Here is a 21,721-nt window from a genome sequence, read left to right as displayed (position 1 = left end):
GATGGTTGCTCCCCATATGTAAGTCGCCGGCGTCCGGAAATCATCGCATAGCGACGCTGCGGCTAAGTCGCGAGATCGAATTTGACGCCCTGGGCGAGCGGCAGCTCCCCTGAAAAATTGATCGTGTTGGTGGCGCGGCGCATATAGAACTTCCAGCAATCCGATCCCGCCTCGCGACCGCCGCCCGTATCCTTCTCGCCGCCGAAGGCGCCGCCGATCTCGGCGCCGGACGGCCCGATGTTGACGTTCACAATGCCGCAATCCGACCCGTCAGCCGCCATGAAGCGCTCGGCTTCGTCGAGACGCGCGGTGAAGATCGATGACGCAAGGCCATGCGCCACGCCATTATTCAGTTGGATCGCCTCGTCGAGGCTGCGGAACTTCAGCACATAGAGGATGGGCGCGAACGTCTCCCGCCGCACGACATCCGTCTGCCCCGGCATTTCGACGAGGGCCGGGCGCACGTAGAAGGCGCTGGGATGTTTTTCAGCAAGCGCGCGCTCGCCGCCGAGAATGACGCCGCCCGCGCCGCGCGCCTCGTCGAGCGCGGCGCACATCGCGTCATAGGCGCTCTTGTCGATGAGCGGCCCGACGAGCGAGGCGCCGTCACGCGGATCGCCAACTGAAACTGAGGCGTAAGCGCGCCTGAGCCGCGCGAGAAGCGCGTCGTAGACCTCTTCATGCACGATCAGCCGCCGCAGCGTCGTGCATCGCTGGCCGGCCGTGCCCATCGCCGCGAAGGCGATCGCCCGAACGGCGAGATCGAGGGACGCGGAGGCGCATACGACAGCGGCGTTGTTGCCGCCAAGCTCCAGAATCGATCGCGCAAAGCGAGACGCGAGGCGCGGCGCGACGGCGCGGCCCATCGCCGTCGATCCGGTCGCCGAAACGAGTTGAACGCGCGCGTCCTCAACGAGCGCTTCGCCGATGTCGCGGCCGCCCATGAGGAGATTTGAAAGCCCGTCAGGAGCCTCGCCGAAACGCGCCGCGGCGCGCGCGACCAGCGCCTGCGTCGCCAGAGCGACAAGCGGGGTCTTTTCCGAAGGCTTCCAAACCAGCGTATTTCCGCAGACGAGCGCAAGCGCCGCGTTCCAGGCCCAGACGGCGACAGGAAAGTTGAAGCTGGTGATGACTCCGACGACGCCGAGCGGGCGCCAGGTCTCCATCATCCGGTGGCCGCGGCGCTCCGTGGCGATGGTCAAGCCGTAAAGCTGACGCGACAGGCCGACCGCGAAATCGCAGATGTCGATCATCTCCTGGACTTCGCCGAGACCCTCTGTCGTGATTTTGCCGGCCTCGATCGTGACGAGCCGCCCCAGCTCGGTCTTGGCCGCTCTCAGCTCTTCGCCGAGCAAGCGCACGAATTCGCCGCGGCGCGGCGCCGGAACGTTGCGCCAGACGCGAAACGCATCGTCGGCGCGCGCGATGGTCTGCTGAGCAATTGCTGAATTAGCGGTCTCGACGCGCGCGATGATCTCGCCGGTGATCGGCGAGCGCGTGGTCAGCGCGCCGCGCTCGAAGACCTGCGATCTTACCCCGAAACCATTGAGAATGGCTGCAGTTTCAGCGGAAATATTGGCCTGCGGAACGCGCGACTCCATTTCGCCTCCCGTTGTTCGCCCAGGCTTACGCGGCTGGCGCCATGGTTGCGTCTTCCTATGTATGCATAATCACGCAAATGCCCGCACGCATCTATCTAATGCGGATGCGCGCGAAAAGCTCTCGGAAATGGATCGCTCCACGTTCAGGAACCCCCACGTCGCGCCCAACTACGACCCTCTGCCCGTCATGCTCACGCGCGGAGAGGGCGCATATTTGTGGGATGTCGAAGGCCGGCGCTACATCGACATGATGAGCGCCTATTCAGCCGTGAGCCTCGGTCACGCGCATCCCCGGATTCTCGCAAAGCTGGCAGAGCAGGCGCAGCGGCTCGCCGTGCCTTCCCGCGCCTTTTTCAATGACAAGCTCGGCCCATTTCTCGACGAACTGTGCAAAGTCACCGGGCTCGACGCCGCTCTGCCAATGAATTCGGGGGCCGAGGCCGTGGAGACGGCGATCAAGGCGGCGCGTCGCTGGGGCAATCGCGTCAAAGGGATCGCCAGTCCGGAGATCGTCGTCGCCGCCGGCAATTTCCATGGCCGCACCACTGCGATCATCAGCTTCTCCTCGGAACGCGAGTATCGGGACGGCTTTGGCCCATTCATGCCGGGTTTTCGCGCGGCGGCCTTTGGGGATCTCGCGGCGTTCGAAGCCGCCGTCACACCAGACACGGCGGCCATTCTCGTCGAGCCGATCCAGGGCGAGGCGGGCGTCATCGTGCCGCCGGACGGCTGGCTCGCGGGGCTGCGCCGACTGTGCGACGCGCGCGGCGTCTTGCTGCTGCTGGACGAAATTCAATCAGGTTTGGGGCGCAGCGGCGCCTGGTTCGCCTTTGAGCATGAGAATGTCCTTCCCGACGGCGTCATGCTGGGAAAGGCGCTCGGCGGCGGCGTGCTGCCCGTCTCCGCCTTTGTCGCGAAGCGCGAAGTCATGGATGTCTTCACGCCCGGCTCGCACGGATCGACCTTCGGCGGCAATGCGCTTGCCGCCGCCGTCGGTTTAGAGGCGCTGCATGTCCTTCGTGACGAGCGGCTGGTCGAACGCAGCCAGGCGCTTGGCGCCAGAATGCTGCAACGGCTGCACGGAGTGCGCGCCCCGGCGATCAGCGAAGTCCGCGGGCGCGGCCTATGGGCCGGCGTCGACATCGACCCGCGCTATGCCAGCGCGCGGGAAATCTGCGAAAGCCTGCTCAACAAGGGCGTGCTGACGACCGCGACGCATCATACGGTCGTTCGGCTGGCGCCGCCTTTCGTCATTTCGCAAGACGACCTCGATCTCGCGCTCGACGCCGTTGAGGAAACGATCTCGACGTTTCGCGCGCCGCGCAACCTCCGTGGCGCCGCCGACGTCGGCCATTCGCTTGAAGCGTAGGCGCAGCGGCTAGCCGCGGATGCGTTTGCCTTTCGGGTCATAGAACGGCGAAAGCGAAACGCTTGCCGGCCGGCGCTCGCCGGCGATTTCGAGCTGATAGTCGCCAGTGAGCACAAAAGTCGGATCGACGCCGTCGGCGTTTCGAACATAGCCATAACCGATCGCCTTACCGATCGAATAGCCATAGCCGCCGCTGGATAACCAGCCGACGCGCGCGCCATTGCGATAGATCGTCTCGCGCCCGAGCAGCGTGGTGTCAGGGTCATCGACAACGAAGCCGGCAAGAAGGCGCGGCAAGGGCGCGCTCGCGGCCTCAACAAGCGCTTCTCTCCCTTGAAATGGCGCGCAGGATTTCATCTTCACGGCGAAGTCCAGGCCGGCCATCGGGGGCGTATGATCCGGCCCGATATCGGCGCCCCAAGCGCGGTAGCCCTTCTCGATACGCAGCGATTCGATCGCCCGGTAGCCGGCGTCGACAAGTCCGAACGGCGCGCCCGCCTGGGTGAGCGCGTCATAGACGGAGACGGCGAATTCGACAGGGATATGAAGCTCCCAGCCGAGTTCGCCGACATAGGTCACGCGGATCGCCAACACCGGCGCGCCGGCCAGACGGATGTCGCGGGCGCTCATGAAAGGAAAACCGGCGCTCGACAAATCATCGTCGCAGCAGGATTGCAGAATGTCGCGGGCGCGCGGACCCATCAACGCCAGCACGGAATTCGCCGAAGTGACGTCGACGAGGGTCGCGTCCAATCCTTGAGGAATCGATCGCCTGATCCAGTCGAAGTCATGCGTTCCGAAGGCCGTCCCGGTCACGACATAGAAGCGGTCGCTCGCCAGCCGCGTGATCGTCAGATCGCATTCGATGCCGCCCTTGCGATTCAACAGCTGGGTATAGGCGACGGCGCCCGGCGGCTTGGCGATATTATTGGCGGCGATCCAGGAGAGCGCCGCTTCGGCGTCCTTGCCGACGAGGAGCGCCTTGGCGAAGCTCGTCTGGTCGAACAGCGCCGCGGCTTCGCGGCAGGCGCGATGCTCGCGTCCGACGGCGTCGAACCAGCCGGGCCGGCCGAGGGAATAGCGATCGCGCGGCTCCTCGCCGGCATTCAAATCGGCGAACCAGTTCGGCCGTTCAAAGCCCATCTTTTCGCCGAAGCAGGCGCCCTTCGCCTTGAGCCGGTCGTAGAGCGGCGAGCGCCGCAGCGGCCGGCCCGACGTGAACTCCTCAAAGGGCCAGGCGATGCTGTAGTGGCGGGCGTAGGCTTCGAGCGTCCGCACCCGCACCCAATTCGGATCCCGATGCGGCGCCCCGAAGCGGCGGATATCGACGGGCCAGAGATCGAAGGGCTGTTCGCCGTCCGCCGCCCATTCGGCGAGCGCCATGCCGGCGCCGCCGGCTGACGCGATGCCGAAGGCGTTAAAACCCGCGCCGACGAAGAAATTCCTTACCTCGGGCGCCTCGCCGATCATCCAGTTGCCGTCGGGGGTGAAGCTTTCGAGGCCGTTGATCATCTGCTTGACGCCGGCCTCGGCGAGCGCCGGCACGCGGCCGAGCGCCAGATTCATGATCGGCTCGAAATGATCCCAATCGTCTTCGAGAAGCCGAAAGGCGAAATCCTCGGGCACGGCGCCCGACGACCAGGGCACGGGATTGGGCTCATAGCCGCCCATGACGAGGCCGCCGACCTCCTCCTTGTAATAGGTCAGCCGATCCGGGTCGCGCAGCGTCGGCAGATCGCTGGTCACGCCCTCGATTTTTTCGGTCACGAGATATTGATGGTGAACCGCCGAGAGCGGAATGGCGACGCCGGCGCGCGCCGCGAGCGGCTGGGTCCAAAGGCCGGCGCAGAGCACCAGCTTTTCGCAAGCGACGGCGCCGCGGTTTGTGACGACGCCGCGCACGCGTTCGTTCTCGATGATGAAGTTGCTGACGACGACGCCCTCGATCAGCTTCGCGCCGGCGAGCCGTGCGCCCTTCGCCAGCGCCTGGGTGATGTCTGACGGATTGGCCTGACCGTCGGTGGGCAGGAAGGCCGCGCCGACGACGTCATCGACATTCATCAGCGGCCAGAGCGCCTGCGCCTCCTTGGCGCTCAGGAGCTGCATCTCCAGACCGAAGCTTCTTGCCGAAGTGGCCTGGCGTTTGACCTCGATCCATCGGTCGGCGTTGCAGGCGAGACGCAGCCCGCCATTGCGCCGCCAGCCCGTCGCATAGCCCGTCTCCGCTTCGAGCCGATCGTAAAGCTCCACCGAATACCCAAGGAGCTTCGTAATATTGGCGTTGGTGCGCAACTGGCCGATCAGTCCCGCGGCGTGCCATGTCGAACCCGACGTCAGTTGGGATCGCTCCAGCAGCAGCGTCTCGACGCCGCGTTTGGCGAGATGATAGGCGACCGAGCAGCCGACAATGCCCCCGCCGATAACGACAATCTGCGCGCTTCGAGGGAGCTCTGTCATGCGATTTCCATCTGCTGGAACGCCGCCCAGGCGGCCTCGAAACGACTCATGTTTTGATCGGAATAGCCGACATAGTCGAAATCGATCGTGGACCGGCTTTCCGAGACAAGGCTCCAAAGCGTTTCGCGCAAGAGCGAGGCGCACAGCATCGCCTTGAACCGCCGGCGCAGCGCGTCGGTCGCAGGCGCTTCGAAATATTCTTCGAGCATCGCCTCATCGTCCGCGACGTTGAAGCCATTGTTGGATGAGAGCCCGCCAAGATCGAAGAGCGGCGTATTCCATCCGGCATAATCCCAGTCGACGAGCCAGAGACGGCGCCCGTCATCGATGAAATTGGCGGCGAGGAGATCATTATGGCCAAAAACGAGATCGATGGGGCCCGTCGCCTTTTCCAAAGCCTCGCCGGCGGCGAGCAGACGGGGCAGTTCCCCCGATATCCGGCTTTTGTCCTCGACAAGCGTATGGGCGTAGTCGCGAATGATATGAAAGACGTTAAAAGCCAGAGTCGGCCCGCGCAAATGCCGCGCGACCTCGTGATGCACGCGTTTGATGAGATCGACGCAGCGTTTGCGGTTTTGACACACGTCCTCAGCGTTGTAAGTACGGCCGGAAATAAATTCGAGCGCCAGCGCCATCGGCGCCGAATAAAGAACTTTCGGCGACACGCCGGCGGCGCCCGCGGCCCTGCTGGCGGCCAGTTCATTGAACCGCATGACGCCATGGACCGGAATGTCGCCGCCAAGGCGAACGACGACGCGACGGCCGCCGTCGATGACGATGTAGTTCTTGTTCGTGATGCCGCCGAGCAAAGGCGCGATGTCGATCGGCCCGCGCCAGAGCGGTAGCGCGCGTATAAACGTTTCGGGGTCTGCGGTAGGGGCTGACATCGGCTCCGGCGGGACGAAACAAACTTTGACTTCGCCAGTATATGCGGACCGGGCGCAAAGGCCATGGGCAGCGACGGCGCTGGGGAAAACCATAGGGCCGCAAGGTGACATGTCGGCATCGGCGCCCTAGCCTTGAGAAACGGTCCTTCGAGGTCGAGCCATGTATGGGACGACGATTCGCGGAACGCGCTACAATTTTCCCGATCTCAAATCGCTGATGGCGAAGGCCACTCCGCTGCGTTCGGGAGATTGCCTCGCCGGAATCGCCGCGGCGAGCGCGGCCGAGCGCGTCGCCGCGCAGATGGCGCTCGCGGACCTGCCTCTCAACGCATTCCTGAATGAGGCGCTCGTTCCCTATGAAGAAGACGAGGTCACGCGACTGATCTGTGACAGTCACGATCGGAGCGCCTTCGCGCCGATCGCCTCCCTCACCGTCGGCGAATTTCGCGACTGGCTTCTCTCCGACGCCGCCGATGAGGAGGCGCTCGCCGCTCTGACCTTCGGGCTGACGCCTGAAATGGCGGCGGCGGTCTCAAAAATCTGCCGCAACCAGGACCTCATCCTGATCGCCGCCAAGCGGCGCGTCGTCACCAGATTTCGCAACACGCTCGGGCTGCGCGGACGGTTGTCGTCGCGCATTCAGCCGAACCATCCGACCGACGACGCGCGCGGCGTTCTGGCCAGCGCGATCGACGGGCTTCTCCTCGGCAATGGCGACGCGGTCATCGGCGTCAATCCGGCCTCCGACAGTCCGGAACAATGCTACGAACTCCTGCGCCTGCTCGACGAATTGCGCGAGACGCTGAATATTCCGACGCAATCCTGCGTGCTCGCCCATGTCACGACGACCCTGCGGCTGATGGAGCGACGCGCGCCCGTCGATCTGGTGTTCCAGTCGATCGGCGGCACCCAGGCCGCCAACACCAGCTTCGGGATCGACCTCGCGTTGTTGCGCGAGTCGCGCGAGGCGGCGCTGGCGCTCAGGCGCGGAACGATCGGCGACAATGTCATGTATTTTGAGACCGGCCAGGGTTCGGCGCTTTCCGCGAACGCCCATTGGAGTTGCGATCAGCAAACGCTGGAGGCGCGCGCCTATGGCGTCGCGCGGGTCTTCGATCCTCTGCTGATCAATACGGTCGTCGGGTTCATTGGCCCGGAATATCTTTTCGACGGCAAGCAGATCACCCGGGCGGCGCTCGAAGACCATTTCTGCGGTAAGCTGCTCGGACTGCCGATGGGCTGCGATGTCTGTTACACGAACCATGCCGAAGCCGACCAGAACGATATGGACGACATTCTCACGCTGCTCGCGGTCGCCGGCGTCAATTACGTCATGGGCGTGCCGGGCGCCGACGACGTCATGCTGAACTACCAAAGCACCTCCTATCATGACGTGCTCGCCGTTCGGCGCATGCTCGATCTGGCGCCGGCGCCGGAATTCGCGCAATGGCTCGCGGACGTCGGTTTGACGGATGCGCCCGGCGAAGCGCAGGGGCCGGCGCTGCCTGCATCCTTTGCGCCGCTTCTCGAAAGAGCCTGAGGATGGCCGAAGATCGCCCGACGCCTCTCGATAAGATGTCGATGCTGCGTTCGGCGACGCCCGCGAGAATTTTTCTTCCGCGCGCCGGGGCGGCGCTGACGACGCGCGCCACTCTCGATTTCCAGCTGGCGCATGCCGAAGCGCGCGATGCGGTGGAAGAGCGACTCGATGTCGACGCGCTCTCCGACGAACTGACGTCGCGAGGGCTGACGGCCGTCCGCGTCAGGAGCGCCGCGCGCGATCGGCGCAGCTTCCTGCTTCGCCCGGACCTTGGCCGAAGGCTGGACGAAGAATCCCGCGAGCGGCTGAAACACCTGGCGGGCGATTACGACATCGCCTTCGTCATCGCCGAAGGGCTTTCCGCCCGCGCGATCGCCCGGCACGCAATTCCAGTGCTCGAAAGAGCGCTGCAATCTCTTTGTCAAACATCGTGGAAGGTCGCGCCAATCGTTCTCGCCGAACAGGGGCGCGTGGCGCTCGGCGATGACATTGGCGAAACGCTTGGCGCCAGGCTGGCGGTTGTTCTCATTGGAGAGCGGCCGGGCCTTTCTTCCCCCGACAGCATGGGCGCCTATCTCACTTATTCTCCCCGTGTCGGCCGCACCGACGCCGAGCGCAACTGCCTCTCGAATATCCGCCCTCAGGGCCTCTCTTACGACGACGCCGCGCGCAAGCTTCTTTACCTTTGCAACGAATCGCGCCGACGCCAGCTGACCGGCGTCGACCTCAAAGACGACGCCGATACGCTCCCATCGGGAGAACCGCGCGCGATCGACGCCAAGAGTTAGCTGGCCCGCTCTCGCGCGGCGCACGCGCAAACGTATCGGCATGATCGTCATCGCCGCGAATAGGGGCATCACGGCGGATTGTTCGGCGCGTCGTCCACTCTTGCGCCGCCAGGCAACAGCGCGCGTAGCGCGTCGATCGTGTCGGCGTCCTCCACGGGCTTGTCCTGTCGCCAGCGCAACATGCGGGGAAAGCGAACCGCGATGCCGCTTTTGTGGCGATTGCTGGCGCCGATTCCCTCGAAGCCGAGCTCGAAAACCATCGTCGGGCGCACGCTGCGCACCGGCCCGAAGTTCTCGATCGTCGTCCTTCTGATCGTCGCGTCGACCTTGCGCATCTCCTCATCCGAAAGACCGGAATAGGCCTTGGCGAAGGGCAGCAGCGTGCGGTCCGTCTGCTCGGGCGGGCCGCTCCACACCGCAAAGGTGTAGTCGCTGTAGACGCCGGAGCGTCGCCCATGTCCCCGCGCGGCGTAGATGAGCACGGCGTCGACGCTCATCGGATCGAGCTTCCATTTCCACCAGAGATGGGCGCCGCTCTTCTGGCGCCCCACGCCATAGGGCGCGCCCATCGCTTTGAGCATCATGCCTTCGGCCCCGCGCGCCCGCGCCTCCTCGCGCTGCCGCGCGAAGGCTTCCCAATCGGGCTGCGTCAGCGCGGGGCTCAGACGCAACGGCGGATCGGCGCCGACCTGCATGGCGGAAAAATGCGCGCGCGACACGACCTCATCGAGAAGCGCGCGGCGCTCCCGCTGCGGCTTTTCGCGCAGATCGTGGCCATCCTTCTCAAGCAGGTCATAAGCGATCAGCGCCACCGGCCTGTCGCGCAGCATTTTCGGCGTGAGAACCTTGCGTCCGAGACGCTGCTGCAATTCAGAAAAGGGGCGCAGGTCGCGAAGATCGTCCATTGCGGAACGCGCGTCCGAACGGGGCGCGACGACGACAAGCTCGCCGTCGATGACGATGTCGTCGGGAAGAAAATCGACAAGCGCGCCAAGCTCCGGAAAGCTGTCGCTGACAAGCTCCTCGCCGCGCGACCACAGCCACCACGCGCCGGCGCGATGAATGAATTGCGCGCGTATGCCGTCGAATTTCCATTCGACCAGCCAATCATCGACAGGACCGAGCAGTTCCGGGAAAGCGGACAACGGCGCCTGCAGCGGATGCGCGAGAAAGAATGGATAGGGTTGGCCGCGCAGCGGCCGCCCCTCTTCGCCCGCTTCGGCCGGCGCGACGAGCGCGATAAAATCTTGCGCCTGAGGCGCGCGGTTCGCCTGCGTGTAGCCCATCATCCGCTGCGCCACGAGCTTGGCGTCAAGCTGCGTCGCCTCGGCGATCGCCTGAGTCATTTGCAGCTTCGACACGCCGATGCGCAATTCGCCGGTGACGAGCTTGAAGAACGGCAAGCGGTCCTCAACCGGCATCGCGTCGATCCAGTCGCGCAGCGCGGACAGGCGGGCGCCTTCATCAAGCTGGCGTAATGGCAGGAGCCGTTCATTCATCCAAACGTCGAGCGGGACGTCTTCAATGAAGGTTGGCGGCGGCAGCAGGAGCGCCAGGGTCTCGGCGAGATCGCCGACGCTGTGGTAGCACTCATCGACGAGCCATTCGGGCAGGTCCGTCGCGTCCAAGACGAGTTGGCGCAGCAGCTTGGTCGCGATCATCTGACGCGGCTTGCCGCCGGCGAGAAAATAGACCGTCCAGGCGGCGCTGGCGTATTGCTCGGGCGCGCCGATCGCCGCTTGTAGATAGTCGGTCAGCGCCTGTCTCTTATGCTGCGTCGAGGTCGCGGCGTCGATGCGCCGGTAAAGCGTGGCGAAGGTTTTCATGCGTCGTCTGTTTCGGCCTCGGCGTTCGGCCCCGCCTCGCCTTCCAGAGCTTCATCGCCATATTCCGTCGCCATGGGACGCGCGTCATATCCTCTCTCGCGCAGATAGCGCGAGAGCGCTTCTCCGCTTCCATGCGTGACAAAGATACGCTCGGCGCCGGTCGCGGCGATCGCCTGCAGCAAGCCCGGCCAGTCGGCGTGATCCGAAAGCGCGAAGCCTTGATCGACGCCGAGACGCCGACGATTGCCGCGGAGCTGCATCCATCCGCTGGCGAAAGCGTCGGAATGCGCGCCAAACCGGCGAATCCATGGGCTCTCGATGGCTGAACGAGGCGCCAGCGCAAAGCACCGCGAAAGGCCCGCCTTGTCGAGCGCGCCGACATTGAGCGTGGGCGGCAGCGCTATGCCGAGTTCGCGGTGGATCTGATTGAGCGGCTCGATCGCGCCGTGGCAGACGATGGGTCCGATACGCGCGTCAAGATGCTTGAGGAGGCGCTGCGCCTTGCCGAGCCCGTAGGCCTGCATGACGCTGGCGCGTCCCGCGCGCGCATTTTCCGCCCACCACGCGTTGATGTCGGCCATCACTTCGGCTTGCGGGCGCCAGCGATAGATCGGGAGCCCGAAGGTCGATTCGGTGATGAAGACGTCGCATCGAACAGGCTCAAAAGGCGCGCTGACGCCGTCCGCTTCGAGCTTGTAGTCGCCGGACGCGACCCAGACCTCGCCGCGATGCTCGACGCGCACCTGCGCCGAGCCGAGAACATGGCCGGCTGGATGCAAGGAGAGCCGCACCTCGCCAACTTCTCGGCTCTCACCATAGCGCAACGTTTCGATACGAACGTCGCCGAGCCGTCTGCGCAGGATCGGCGCGCAATCCTCTTGACAGAGATAGGCGCCGCTACCCCATCGCGCGTGATCGGCGTGCGCATGCGTGATCACCGCCAGCGCCGCCGGGCGCCAGGGGTCGATGTGGAATTTTCCAGGAGGGCAGCAGAGGCCCTCTGCGGCAGGAACGATCAGATCCTTGGTCATCTCGCCTTGTGCAAAACTGACGCGCCGCTTGATGTTGGAGCGGTCGCCGACTGCTTAGATAGGAACGTGATCACGCGCATTCACCGCGAACGGCGACGACCGAGTTCGCGCTTCTGGCGCGGCGCTGCGGCGGCCCATCTTGCAGGTTATTGCAGGTTGATCCGTAAGCTTGCGCTCGACTATAGAATAAAGGCGGCGCGCAAGGCGCATGATCGAGAATTGGAGCCGGCATGTCCCTAGGGGTCGATTTTATCCTCGAGGCGCTGGCGCGCGAAGGACTCGACCATGTATTCATGGTCCCTGGCGGCCTCGTCGATCCTTTTCTGCCCGCTTTCGGACGCCAGCAAGCGCTCACCCCGATCGTCGCCGCGCAAGAAGGCGGCGCCGCCTATATGGCGGATGGCTACGCGCGGGCGAGCGGCAATTTCGGCGCCGCGCTCTGCATCGGCGGACCCGGCCTGACCAATACCGTCACCGCCGTGGCGACCGCGCAATCCGATGGCTCGCCGCTTCTCCTATTGAGCGGCGAAGTGACGACGGCCCTCGAGGGCTTGGGCGTGTTTCAGGACGCAAGCCCCCAGACGCTCGACGACGTCGCGATCATGAAGCCGCTGACGCGCTATTCCTCTTCGATCGACAATCCGAAGAATATGCCGCATTTGTTTGAGCACGCTCTGCTGCAGCTTCGTACCCGTCCCGCTGCGCCCGTACATCTCTCCTTGCCAGGCGACTGCTTGGCCGCGGAGATCTCCGTCAATCATTCTCCGATCGACCAGGCGCTGTTCGACTATAACGCGCTGTCGATGACGGCCGCCGAATCGTCGTTGCAACATTTCCAGGGCGGCTCTGGCGGCAAACCGCATGTCAAAATCGCCATACTGGCCGGCGCAGGCGTCGAGCACTCGAACGCCGCCAATGCGCTGAAGGAATTCGCCGAGACTTGGCGCATTCCCGTCGCCACGACGCTGCGCGGAAAGGGAGTCTTCCCGGAGGACCATCCGCTTTCGCTCGGCGTCTTCGGCTACGCGGGGACGCACCACTCCCGCGCAGCCTTGATGGACCCCTCGCTCGATCTGCTGATCATTCTGGGGTCGGGACTGAACGAGCGCGACACAATGCATTGGGCGCTCCAAGTCAAACCCGGTAGGACGATCTGCGTGAACTTGCTGCCCTCCGCAATCGGGATGCATGTCCAGGACGGCGGGATCGTCGGCAGCTGCGGCGCCTATCTTCGCTATCTGCTCGATCAAAACGAGACGTTGCGCGCGGCTCTCGAGCCGACAATCTCCGCACGCGCGGCTTGGATGTCAGAGATCCGCTCGCAGCCCCGCCTGCAGGACCCGGAAAACTGCGAGAGCGACGCGGTTCCGATTCATCCGGCCCGCGTCATCCGCGAGCTGAGAAAGGCGTTCCCGCACGACGGCGTTCTGGTGGTGGATTCCGGCGCCCATCGCGCTTTCGCCGGCCATTACTGGGAAGCCTACGAAGCCAAGACCTACGTTTCCGCCACCAATCTCGGCCCGATGGGCTGGGCGATCGGCGCCGCGATCGGCGTGCAATGCGCACAGCCGCGCCGTCGCGTGGCGGTTATCACGGGCGATGGATGCATGCGCATGGGCGGCATGGAAATCGCCACCGCGGCGCGCTACCAGCTGCCGGTGATCTATGTGGTCATCAATAATGCCGCGCTTGGCAATGTCTGGTTGCGCGCGCATGGACTCGGCCCCACGCCCGACGAACTGACGCGCTTGCCGGATCATGACTGGGCAGGTTTTGCGCAGGCCTTGGGCGCTCGCGGCGAGACGGTGCGCTCGCCGGGCGATCTTGCCGGCGCGTTCGAGCGAGCGCTGCAGGGCGAAGGCCCCTGCCTCATCGACGTCAAGGCCGATAAGTCGTTCACGACGCCGGTGAAGGACTGGGCGCAGGCGATCGCCGCCTATTCCTACCACGAGTGAGAGAACGCCGATGGCTCAGCTGCCCTTCGATCCGTCAACATTGTCGCCGGACGCTCGCGCCCGCTATGATCGCATGGTCGAACGGCGCAAGGCGCAAGGCGCAGGCTTCGGCGGTCCTTACGCCGCGCTGATGAATCATCCGCAACTATGCGAAAAAATCGAAGATCTGGGGTACTACCTTAAGTTCCAGGGCCATCTGCCGCGCGACGTCTATCAATTCGTCGTGCTGTTCGTCGCGCGCCGCACGGGCGCAGCCTTCGAATGGGTCGATCACGTTCAGCACGCCGAAGCGGCGGGCGTTCCATCCTCCTTGATCAGCGCCCTGGAAAAAGGCGAAGACTTAGGCGCCGTCGCGTCGTCGCCCTATGATCTCGTCACCGCGGTGCTGGCGTCGACATTGTCCTGGCGAAACATTCCGCAGAACGTACAGGACGAAGCCATCAAGAGGTTCGGCGTCGAAGGGTTTATCGAACTCGTCGTCCTGTCCGGTTTTTATCAGATGTTTTCGGCGATCAACCAGGGTTTCCACGTCGCATTGCCGCCAGGCGTCGAGAAGCCGTTCCAGTAAATCGCCCGTCGAATGGAATGGCGCTTGGGCTCCGCTGTCGCGCATCAATGCGTCCGCGAACAGTTAGCCTGAGGGACCCTTGAGTTCGACAACATTTCGCTCGGGGTCCGTGACATAGATAGAAGGTCCGTCGCCTTCGGCGCCGTAACGGATGCGGGTCGGGCCGGCTTCGACGCCGTTGGCCTCAAGATGTCTGCGGATGCCGGGCTCATCAAAGGGATCTACACGGAAGCAGAAGTGATCCAGGTTCCGCCCGCCCTTCCCCGGAGCCTCGCCTCCGGCGCTGCCGATTTCGCCATCGACCGACACAAGATCGAGAAGCGACCGGCCCGCCCTCAGCTGTATGAGGCCAATCGCCTCTTGCCGCCGCTCAATTGTGCATCCCAGAACATCGCAATAGAACTTCAGCATTGCATCAAGGTTCACGACGCGAAGCACGAGATGGTCGATTTCTCGGATGCGGATCATGACAACTGCTCCTCAAGCGACGATTGATCTGCACGACTGCTGAAGTCGTCATCCTTCGCCGCGACCAGGCCAATCAACGCGGTGGACATCCTACTGCCTTCCGTTCGTTCCGCCTTGGCGGCGTCCGGCCTTTGCGATCGCCCGACATTTTTGTTGTCGTCGGCGCATTGTCGATCGAACATTTTCACGACAGTCTCAAGGCGACGGTCTAGGCGCTCCCCCGAGACGGCATTGCGCGGCTCGACAAAGTTGCCGCGGCGCCGGACTCCCAAGCATGATGACATGGCGCGACGCGGCTCAAGGCGGCGGCGATTGCTGCAGAGGCCGCAAGCCGAGAGTTAATCGCCGCTGCCTAAAAGGCCGACGCCAAACAGGACCCACATCGCGAGCAGCGTCATCGCCCCCGCGGCAAAGAGTAAGAATCTTGCGCGCAGCTGGTTCGATGTCACGTGAACATAGGCATGGGCAAGACGCAGGACCACGAATTGCCACTCGAGAAATCGGAAGCCCGCAGGGTGCGCGCCGGTTACGATGACGAGGCACACGAGCGCATAAAATAGGAGGGGAAGTTCGAACTGGTTGTGATAGGCGCGATCGATCTGAGTCAGACGGCGCGGCCATGCGGGCTGGCCCAGCGCAATATCCGAAATTCTCACCTCCCGATTTCGGATGCTCAAATAGCGTGATCCTCCCAACCAGAACAGCAATGCGAAGGTCAATGAGACAAGCACAAAAACGGGCGTCAGGAGCCCCGTCATATCAAAGCGTCCCCAAGCAAGTTGCGCTGAAGCCAGCGCGAACGCCGACGTGTGCGCAACTCTAGCTGATCCGTTCCGTTTCGAGCAAGAGAACAGGCAGAGCATCGAGGGTCTACGTCGATGGTCGGCCATAAGCTCCGTGGACAGCTAGCGGCGTCGGTACGATGCTAACCCACGGCTAACCCACGGGGAGGAGCGTGACGAGCTTGTAACAGGGAGCGTCCGACGGCGTGTAGGAATGCTGCTCGAACAGCAGCTCCTGCTGCGGGTGGCGGAACGCTCGCAATCCTCCCTCGCGATACCGAACCCCCTGCTCGTCCCATGCTCTCGAAAAGAATTCGCTGTCACGCCGTAGGGCGTGCACAAAGCGCTTCACCCGCTCGTCGCGAAACATATGCCCATAGTCCGCCCTAAACTCTGCGAGCAGTCGGCGGGCTCGGTCTTCCCAGTTTGGGAGAAGATCGCGCGCGCTGCTTTCCTGAAAAACGAAGCGCAGCAGATTGCGTTGATGGTCGCCATCGAGCCAGCCCCGAAAGAGCCGCGCGGCTGAGTCGTTCCAGCAAACCGCGCTCCAGCAGCAGTCGAGGCCATAGGCGGGGTGTTCGAGGGCGCCAATTATGGCGCGTAGCGACGCGGGCGCCTCCTCTTGCGGCCGCGCGGCCGCCTTGGGATCCAACCGTCCGGCGAGTTCGAACAAATAAGAGCGCTCCGCCGGCGTCAAAGAGAGCGCTTGCGCGATGCGGACGAGGGCCTCGGGCGACGCCTGGACGGCGCGCCCCTGTTCGATCCAGGCGCACCAGGTCGCGCTGATGCCGGCCCTCGCGGCCAGCTCCTCCCTCCGCAAGCCAGGCGTGCGCCGTCTGCCGTCCGCGATGTCGGGCCGCGCCCGCTCCCGATGCGCACGGATGAAATTCCCCAGAAGTCGTCTTTCATCCGCGTCGAGCATGGAAGCAAATATAATAGGATAACGATGACTATTGTAATAGGTCGTCGTGGGCTGCAGCCTGCGCTCCTTGCGAAAGGAGCTGACCGATGAACAGACCCCACGAAAACGTGGTTGAGGCGCAGTTCGGACCCCGCGCCAAGGCCTATGTCGAGAGCGCAGTTCACGCGGACGGGGCGGACCTGAAAGCCCTCGAAGAGATCGTTGCGGCGATCCGCCCCAAGAACGCCCTCGACCTTGGAGCCGGCGGCGGCCACGTCTCCTATCGAGTGGCGCGCTTCGCCGATCGCGTGTCCGCGGTCGACCTGTCGAGCGAGATGCTCGCCGCGGTCTCGGCGATCGCGCGAGAAAAGGGTCTGTCGAACATCACGACGGTGAGAGCGTCTGCGGAGGCCTTGCCGTTCGCCGACGGCGCCTTCGATTTTCTGGCATGCCGTTACTCCGCGCATCACTGGCGCCGCTTCGACGCGGGCCTGCGCCAGGCCCGCCGCGTATTGAAAAAGGGAAGCCAAGCGGTGTTCGTCGACGTCTGTGCGCCCACATCGCCGCTCTTCGACACGCATCTGCAAGCTGTCGAACTGCTCCGCGACGCCTCTCATGTGCGAAACTACACACTGGCCGAATGGGCCGCCGCCCTGTCCGACGCCGGCTTCGCGATCGATCGGCTCCAGACATCGCGGCTGCGCATGGACTTTCCCGTATGGACGGCGCGGATGCGAACGCCAGACGAAAATGTTCAGGCGATCCGCTCCTTGCAGTTCACTGCCTCGGCGGCGACGAAGGCGCATTTTGAGATTGAGTCCGACGGCTCCTTCGCGATTGGCGTTATGTTCGTCAGCGTGAAGGCGGCGGAGCGTTGACGCATTCGCCGAATCTGGAGTGGGACGCGTTATGCGGCAGACGTCAATCCGCCGCCAATGGAGCTCTGAAAGTCCAACGCTTTGGATTTCAAGAAACCTGCACGGAGATTCTCATGACCGAGTATCGCGGCAATTGCCCATGCGGACAGGTCGAAGTAATCTTGTGCAGCGAACTCGCCCCCGGAGACTTCAGACCGCGATCGGACGCGACAACGTGCCGGTTTTGTCGCGCGCATGACGGCGTTTGGATTTCGGACCCAAACGGTTCGATCGCTTTTCGCGCCGACGACCGCACGAGCGTCACGACATTTGCTTCAGGACGCGTCCAGTTCCACTTTTGCGCCGAGTGTGGGGCGCTGGCCTATGCCTTGTTCGACGATCCAATTCAAAGAGTAAGGGTCGCCGTCGCGCGCATTGCGTTGTTCGACGCGATCGTGCGACAAGAGCTTCCCGTGGCCGAATCTCGCTTCGAATGCGAGACTCTCGAAGCGGCTCGGCGACGGCGTCTTTTGACCTGGACGCCGATTCGCGCGTCGGCGCGGGCGAAAACTCCCTCCTTAGAGTGACCCTGTCGCCCGCCGCTTTCCAAAGCGTCGCCAAGGCTCTTCATGCCGACTCGCGTCGAATGGCCGCATTGCGGCAGACGGCGGTCCTCAGCCAGGATGGGCTAATCCCTGCTGAAACGCGCGCGCCCAGCCTGGGCGTTTTCTTCGGCGGGATTTGCGTTAGCCAGACGGTTCCCGCGCCCCAGCAAGCGCATTACGCGCGCGGGGCCGGCGTGGCTACGTCAAAAACGGCGTCAGAATGGTTGCCAAAATGGATGCGGCCGCGACAACTGTTTCAGTCAAGCTCGCACAGCTGCGACCGACTCAGTTAAGGGTCGGATATGAGGCGGTCGACGCCAAGCGCTCGACGTGGCGAGCCCTGTCGGCTGGAGAAAAACGCCGTTTTCTCGAGTCTCACCCTTTTCCCGCGGTATACGGGCCTGGCGCGCAATATTTCCTGATCGACGGTCACCACATGGCTCTCGCGCTTCTTCGGGAAAGAGTCGAACTGGTTTCAGTGCGTCAGATCGAAGATCTGTCCGGCCTCGGCGCACATCAGTTTTTCGTGGCGCTTGGGAAACGCGGCTTAATTTGCTCTAGCGGCGCGCCGCAGACCCTTGCGGAGTTGCCGCGCGCGCTACAGGACTTGGCGGACGATCCCTACCGGAGCCTGATCGCCCGCCTGCGCCGAGACTGCGGATGCCCGAAGGATCCTACGCCTTTCGCCGAATTTCGCTGGGCCGATTTCCTACGGACCCATATCAAATTCGATTTACATCGAAGTGACCCTGCCCTCGCGATCAAAGCAGCCAAAAGGCTGATTCGCGACGCGTGGTGCAAAGACCCATGCGCTGAATGCCGCTGCACGGAAGAAGCGGTTTCATAGGGGTCTTGGCAGAGAAGGTCGATCACAAGCGTTTGCGACGGGGGATGCGTCTCAGATCGCCAGCCGCTCCACGATCTAAGCGCTCGTCTTCGGCTTGCGCCCGCGCTTCGCCGGAGGGGCGGCCTTGTCGCGCGATTGACCGAGCCCCATGCTCTTCGCCAGATCCGAGCGCCGAGCTGCATAATTCGCCGCGACCATGGGATAGTCGGCGGGCAAGCCCCATTTTGCGCGATACTCCTCCGGCGTCATCCCCAGCGTCGCGAGATGCCGCTTGAGCGATTTGAACCGCTTCCCGTCATCCAGACAGATCAGATGGTCCGCCGTGACCGACTTGCGGATGGAGACGGCGGGCGTGGGCTGCTCCGCCGGCGAAGCTATCGTCGCCGGCGCGCCCGTCGCGAGGCGACGCAATGTCGCATCCACGGATAAAATCAGAGCGGGGAGCTCCGATACGGGAAGCGAATTGCGAGAGACGAAGGCCGCCACGATTTCGGCGGCGAGCTCGGTCGTATTCGGCTGTTCTGCGTTTGATGTCACGGAAATCCCTCGAAGCGGTCGTACGCACCCCCTCGATACGCCGACATTGCTTCCACGTCGATAGGCGCCGTTCTACTTGCGCCGCAAATAACGCGGCTCCAAACTCTGGGCGACGAGGGTTTCTGATCGTCGCGCCCCGAGGCCCATTCCTAAAACCCAAAGACTTAAGGGCGCAGCAGCCTGTGTGCCCTCGGTGCGATCGGACGAAGGGCTTCCTCGTCCGGAGGGCGTGCGCCCGGCGCGCGTCTCGAAGGACGAGAAAGCCAATACCGCCATTCTCAAGTTTACCGCCCGGAGGAGCTAAGTCCTCGGGGCGCGCTCTACATTGGCTAAAGAGATCGCTTAGCGGCGATAGCGCCATCCGCCAGCCTGCCCGCCGGCCCGGCAACCGCCATAAGGGCCACGGTGTCCGTAAACGCCACATCCCCCATAGACCTTCTCAACCGGAGCCTGAACCGCAGCATTCACCGGGGCCGCCGGCATGGCGTTCGATGCTGTAGGCGCGAAAGCAAAACCAAGACCAAGTGTAGCGGTCAGCAAAATCCGAAAGTGTGCCATAACTTCTCCTGTAGTTATCGGCGACACGCTATCTCCAAATTCGCCATTGCGCCACGCGTTTCGTGCGCTCTCAGCCGCCAAAATACTTTTTTCGTAAACGGTCGATCAGGCCGGTCTCCCAGGCGAGCATCACCTGTTTCGAGAGCTTCAGACGGATTGGGCTGCCGGACTTCAGGGCGAACCCATACTTCTCGTGTCTTATGACGTTGCCCACGGGAATCACTGGCAAATCGGGGCGCTGATGTAAGAGATAAACGAGGGAAGGCTGGTCGCCGACGATCGCATCCACGCGATTTTCCGCCAGCGCCTTGACGAGATTGCCAAGGGTGCTGAACCCCCTGCCGGACAGGCCCGCCTTCGCGACATACATGCTCGCGACGCTCCCGCTCAGCGTGCCGACGATCTTGCCTTTGAGATCCGTCAAATCGTCGATTCTGTCTTTGTCAGCGACCCATATGCGCCGCTCAAGAGAGTTTACAGTCATGACGCTGGTGATCGAGGACGTTATGTAAGCTACAACGCCCGCGCCCATGACGAGCCACACAGCCGCGATCATTGTCCCGTAACTTCCGAACAGCAGCTTGTGATTTGTTTTCCCCGAAGTCAGAACTGAGAGGACGTGATAAAAACTCTCGGAGAAGCCCTGTTTCCACTCCGTTGGAAACTCTGGGTCGAGGCGCCTATCCAGCGCCGTAAGGAGAAAAGAGGCGACGATCACGCCGAGCCCCATCCAAAGATACACTTTAAGATGGCCATTCTCCTCAAGCTGCTGGAAGAAACTCCAAAAACCGGTCGGGGGCGCTTGATGAATCATTATCTGCAAGCCCGCATCGAACCAGGGCTGGGAAAAATCCATTCGCTCCATCCGCTCGGCGTTTATGGTCAATTCGGTGACCGCAACGTCGGATTTTCCCATGGTTATCGAATCGAGAAGCTCTTGCAGGGTTGATGCTTCCCGGTATTCGTAATCCAAGCCCATGCGTTTGGCGCTCTCCTCCCACAGGTCGATCGCAAATCCAGTAAATCCCTGGTCAGTCTTCATTACGAACGGAGGACTTTCCAACACCACAACCTGCATTTTTTTTGCCGGAGGGGAGGCGGTTTCCGCGCATGCGGGCGTGGACAGAGCGATGGCGAAGCAGGTTACGATAATGGACAGCAAGAAGTTGATTTTAATCATCGTTCTGGCCGGGGGCTGGCTCTCTGAAGCTTGAGTGTCGCAGTCGCGCTCGGCGATCTATAGCGTGTCGAAGCGGTCTCGCCAAAGACCAGGCCCGGCCAGATGTCAGTCGTGCGTTCGCCCTGCCTCGGTCGGAGGGACGGGATGACGGCGTACGGACGCCGGGCAGGCATGTCGGCAGTTCGGCGGCCCGCGCGTCGATCAGCCGTTAAGCTGCAAGCGTCGCGCCGCCATCCACGACAAGATCCTGAAGCGTAATGTGGCTGGCGAGATCCGACGCAAGAAACACGACGGCGCTTGCGATCTCCGCTGGGGTTGCGATTTTTCCCAGCGGAATTCCCAATTTGAAGGACCCAAGATCTCCGGCGATCACTTGCTTCTCTGCGTCCGCCGAACGCCACATGGACCGCTGCATGGCGGTGTCCGTGGAGCCGGGGGAGACGAGATTGCACCTCACGCCATAAGGCGCGAGCTCCAAGCCCACGCAGTGCGTCAGGCTGGTCAGCGCCGCCTTCGAGGCGCAATAGGCGCTCATCAGCACGCGCGGCGTATGCGCGGCGTTGGAGCCGACGCTGACGATCGCGCCCGAGCGCTGCCGTTTGAACTGCGGAATGGTCTGCTGAAGCAGGTGGAATGGGCCGGACGCGTTGACGTCCATACACGCGGACCAATCGTCAAAGCTCAGCTCTTCCGTCGAACCTATGCGCAGCACGCCCGCGGCGCTGACCAGCACATCCAGTCTCGGACGTTCTTTCAGCAAGACTCGACAGGTCTCTTGTACCTGATCGCGCTCGGTGACATCGAGGCGCACGGTCGCGAAAGGATAGCTCGAGGCCGCGAACGTCTTGTCCAGCCCGACGACGTCGCCGCCGAGCGCCGCGAATTGGGCGGCCGTCGCATAGCCGATTCCCTGGCCGGCGCCCGTGACCCAGATCCGCTTTCCTGAGAAATCCATTCGCAACCG

20 protein-coding genes are annotated in these 21,721 nt (G+C 63.3%); 7 read left to right on the top strand and 13 right to left on the bottom strand.

Annotation, left to right across the window (positions count from 1 at the left end; all coding sequences use genetic code 11):
- Positions 1-62 precede the first annotated feature (62 nt).
- The gene (amaB, locus tag BN69_RS13675; RefSeq protein ID WP_014892218.1) at positions 63-1,601 is read right to left on the bottom strand and encodes an L-piperidine-6-carboxylate dehydrogenase; all 1,539 of its coding nucleotides are present in this window, start codon (positions 1,599-1,601) and stop codon (positions 63-65) included.
- Positions 1,602-1,728: 127 nt separating this feature from the next.
- Here amaB and rocD point away from each other — a divergent pair, with 127 nt between their 5' ends.
- Positions 1,729-2,970, top strand: coding sequence for an ornithine--oxo-acid transaminase (gene rocD / locus BN69_RS13670; RefSeq protein ID WP_041927392.1), 1,242 nt, complete (start codon positions 1,729-1,731; stop codon positions 2,968-2,970).
- Positions 2,971-2,979: 9 nt separating this feature from the next.
- On the opposite strand, the gene BN69_RS13665 is transcribed toward rocD, so the two are convergent.
- Positions 2,980-5,427 carry a GcvT family protein gene (locus tag BN69_RS13665; protein ID WP_014892216.1) on the bottom strand — a complete coding sequence of 816 codons (2,448 nt, stop codon included), beginning with the start codon at positions 5,425-5,427 and terminating at the stop codon, positions 2,980-2,982.
- On the bottom strand, positions 5,424-6,314 hold the full coding sequence (locus BN69_RS13660; RefSeq protein ID WP_014892215.1) for a choline kinase family protein: 891 nt from the start codon (positions 6,312-6,314) through the stop codon (positions 5,424-5,426). Before BN69_RS13660 ends, BN69_RS13665 begins: the two co-directional genes overlap by 4 nt.
- A 160-nt stretch (positions 6,315-6,474) precedes the next feature.
- Here BN69_RS13660 and BN69_RS13655 point away from each other — a divergent pair, with 160 nt between their 5' ends.
- Complete coding sequence (locus BN69_RS13655) at positions 6,475-7,854, top strand: ethanolamine ammonia-lyase subunit EutB (RefSeq protein WP_014892214.1); 1,380 nt, start codon at positions 6,475-6,477, stop codon at positions 7,852-7,854.
- Positions 7,855-7,856: 2 nt separating this feature from the next.
- Complete coding sequence (gene eutC / locus BN69_RS13650) at positions 7,857-8,642, top strand: ethanolamine ammonia-lyase subunit EutC (RefSeq protein WP_014892213.1); 786 nt, start codon at positions 7,857-7,859, stop codon at positions 8,640-8,642.
- Positions 8,643-8,710: 68 nt separating this feature from the next.
- On the opposite strand, the gene BN69_RS13645 is transcribed toward eutC, so the two are convergent.
- Both BN69_RS13645 and BN69_RS13640 read right to left on the bottom strand, forming a co-directional pair.
- On the bottom strand, positions 8,711-10,468 hold the full coding sequence (locus tag BN69_RS13645) for an ATP-dependent DNA ligase (protein WP_014892212.1): 1,758 nt from the start codon (positions 10,466-10,468) through the stop codon (positions 8,711-8,713).
- A complete protein-coding gene (locus BN69_RS13640; protein WP_014892211.1) occupies positions 10,465-11,499 on the bottom strand; it encodes a ligase-associated DNA damage response exonuclease in 1,035 nt (344 codons plus the stop codon). Before BN69_RS13640 ends, BN69_RS13645 begins: the two co-directional genes overlap by 4 nt.
- A 230-nt stretch (positions 11,500-11,729) precedes the next feature.
- Here BN69_RS13640 and BN69_RS13635 point away from each other — a divergent pair, with 230 nt between their 5' ends.
- The gene (locus BN69_RS13635; RefSeq protein WP_014892210.1) at positions 11,730-13,454 is read left to right on the top strand and encodes a thiamine pyrophosphate-binding protein; all 1,725 of its coding nucleotides are present in this window, start codon (positions 11,730-11,732) and stop codon (positions 13,452-13,454) included.
- Positions 13,455-13,464: 10 nt separating this feature from the next.
- Positions 13,465-14,022, top strand: coding sequence for a carboxymuconolactone decarboxylase family protein (locus BN69_RS13630; protein ID WP_014892209.1), 558 nt, complete (start codon positions 13,465-13,467; stop codon positions 14,020-14,022).
- 63 nt (positions 14,023-14,085) lie between these two features.
- On the opposite strand, the gene BN69_RS13625 is transcribed toward BN69_RS13630, so the two are convergent.
- The 4 genes from BN69_RS13625 to BN69_RS13610 all read right to left on the bottom strand — a co-directional run bounded on the left by BN69_RS13625 (position 14,086) and on the right by BN69_RS13610 (position 16,194).
- On the bottom strand, positions 14,086-14,490 hold the full coding sequence (locus BN69_RS13625; RefSeq protein ID WP_014892208.1) for a VOC family protein: 405 nt from the start codon (positions 14,488-14,490) through the stop codon (positions 14,086-14,088).
- Positions 14,487-14,678 (bottom strand): hypothetical protein, encoded by a 192-nt coding sequence (locus BN69_RS19270; RefSeq protein ID WP_148277122.1) that lies wholly within the window; start codon positions 14,676-14,678, stop codon positions 14,487-14,489. The genes BN69_RS13625 and BN69_RS19270 overlap by 4 nt, the downstream gene beginning before the upstream one ends.
- A 150-nt stretch (positions 14,679-14,828) precedes the next feature.
- Complete coding sequence (locus BN69_RS13615) at positions 14,829-15,248, bottom strand: MAPEG family protein (RefSeq protein WP_014892206.1); 420 nt, start codon at positions 15,246-15,248, stop codon at positions 14,829-14,831.
- 178 nt (positions 15,249-15,426) lie between these two features.
- Positions 15,427-16,194 carry a helix-turn-helix domain-containing protein gene (locus BN69_RS13610; protein WP_014892205.1) on the bottom strand — a complete coding sequence of 256 codons (768 nt, stop codon included), beginning with the start codon at positions 16,192-16,194 and terminating at the stop codon, positions 15,427-15,429.
- Between the two features lie 86 nt (positions 16,195-16,280).
- On the opposite strand from BN69_RS13610, the gene BN69_RS13605 reads away from it, so the two are divergent.
- Positions 16,281-17,051 carry a class I SAM-dependent methyltransferase gene (locus BN69_RS13605; protein ID WP_014892204.1) on the top strand — a complete coding sequence of 257 codons (771 nt, stop codon included), beginning with the start codon at positions 16,281-16,283 and terminating at the stop codon, positions 17,049-17,051.
- A gap of 804 nt (positions 17,052-17,855) precedes the next feature.
- Positions 17,856-18,482: a ParB-like protein gene (locus BN69_RS13595; RefSeq protein WP_014892202.1), complete on the top strand. Its 627-nt coding sequence runs from the start codon at positions 17,856-17,858 to the stop codon at positions 18,480-18,482.
- A 75-nt stretch (positions 18,483-18,557) separates the two neighbouring features.
- Here BN69_RS13595 and BN69_RS13590 read toward each other — a convergent pair whose 3' ends face one another.
- From BN69_RS13590 to dhbA, 4 genes are all read right to left on the bottom strand, one after another.
- Positions 18,558-19,019 carry a Ros/MucR family transcriptional regulator gene (locus tag BN69_RS13590; RefSeq protein ID WP_014892201.1) on the bottom strand — a complete coding sequence of 154 codons (462 nt, stop codon included), beginning with the start codon at positions 19,017-19,019 and terminating at the stop codon, positions 18,558-18,560.
- A gap of 342 nt (positions 19,020-19,361) precedes the next feature.
- Positions 19,362-19,502, bottom strand: a complete 141-nt coding sequence (locus tag BN69_RS19885; protein WP_371212429.1) for a GCG_CRPN prefix-to-repeats domain-containing protein — start codon at positions 19,500-19,502, stop codon at positions 19,362-19,364.
- A gap of 145 nt (positions 19,503-19,647) precedes the next feature.
- A complete protein-coding gene (locus BN69_RS13585; protein ID WP_014892200.1) occupies positions 19,648-20,757 on the bottom strand; it encodes a transporter substrate-binding domain-containing protein in 1,110 nt (369 codons plus the stop codon).
- Positions 20,758-20,965: 208 nt separating this feature from the next.
- Positions 20,966-21,712 (bottom strand): 2,3-dihydro-2,3-dihydroxybenzoate dehydrogenase, encoded by a 747-nt coding sequence (gene dhbA, locus BN69_RS13580; protein WP_014892199.1) that lies wholly within the window; start codon positions 21,710-21,712, stop codon positions 20,966-20,968.
- Between the last annotated feature and the right edge of the window lie 9 nt (positions 21,713-21,721).

It is taken from the genome of Methylocystis sp. SC2 (genome assembly GCF_000304315.1).
Classification (GTDB): domain Bacteria; phylum Pseudomonadota; class Alphaproteobacteria; order Rhizobiales; family Beijerinckiaceae; genus Methylocystis.
This window is presented reverse-complemented; position numbering and strand designations above follow the sequence as displayed.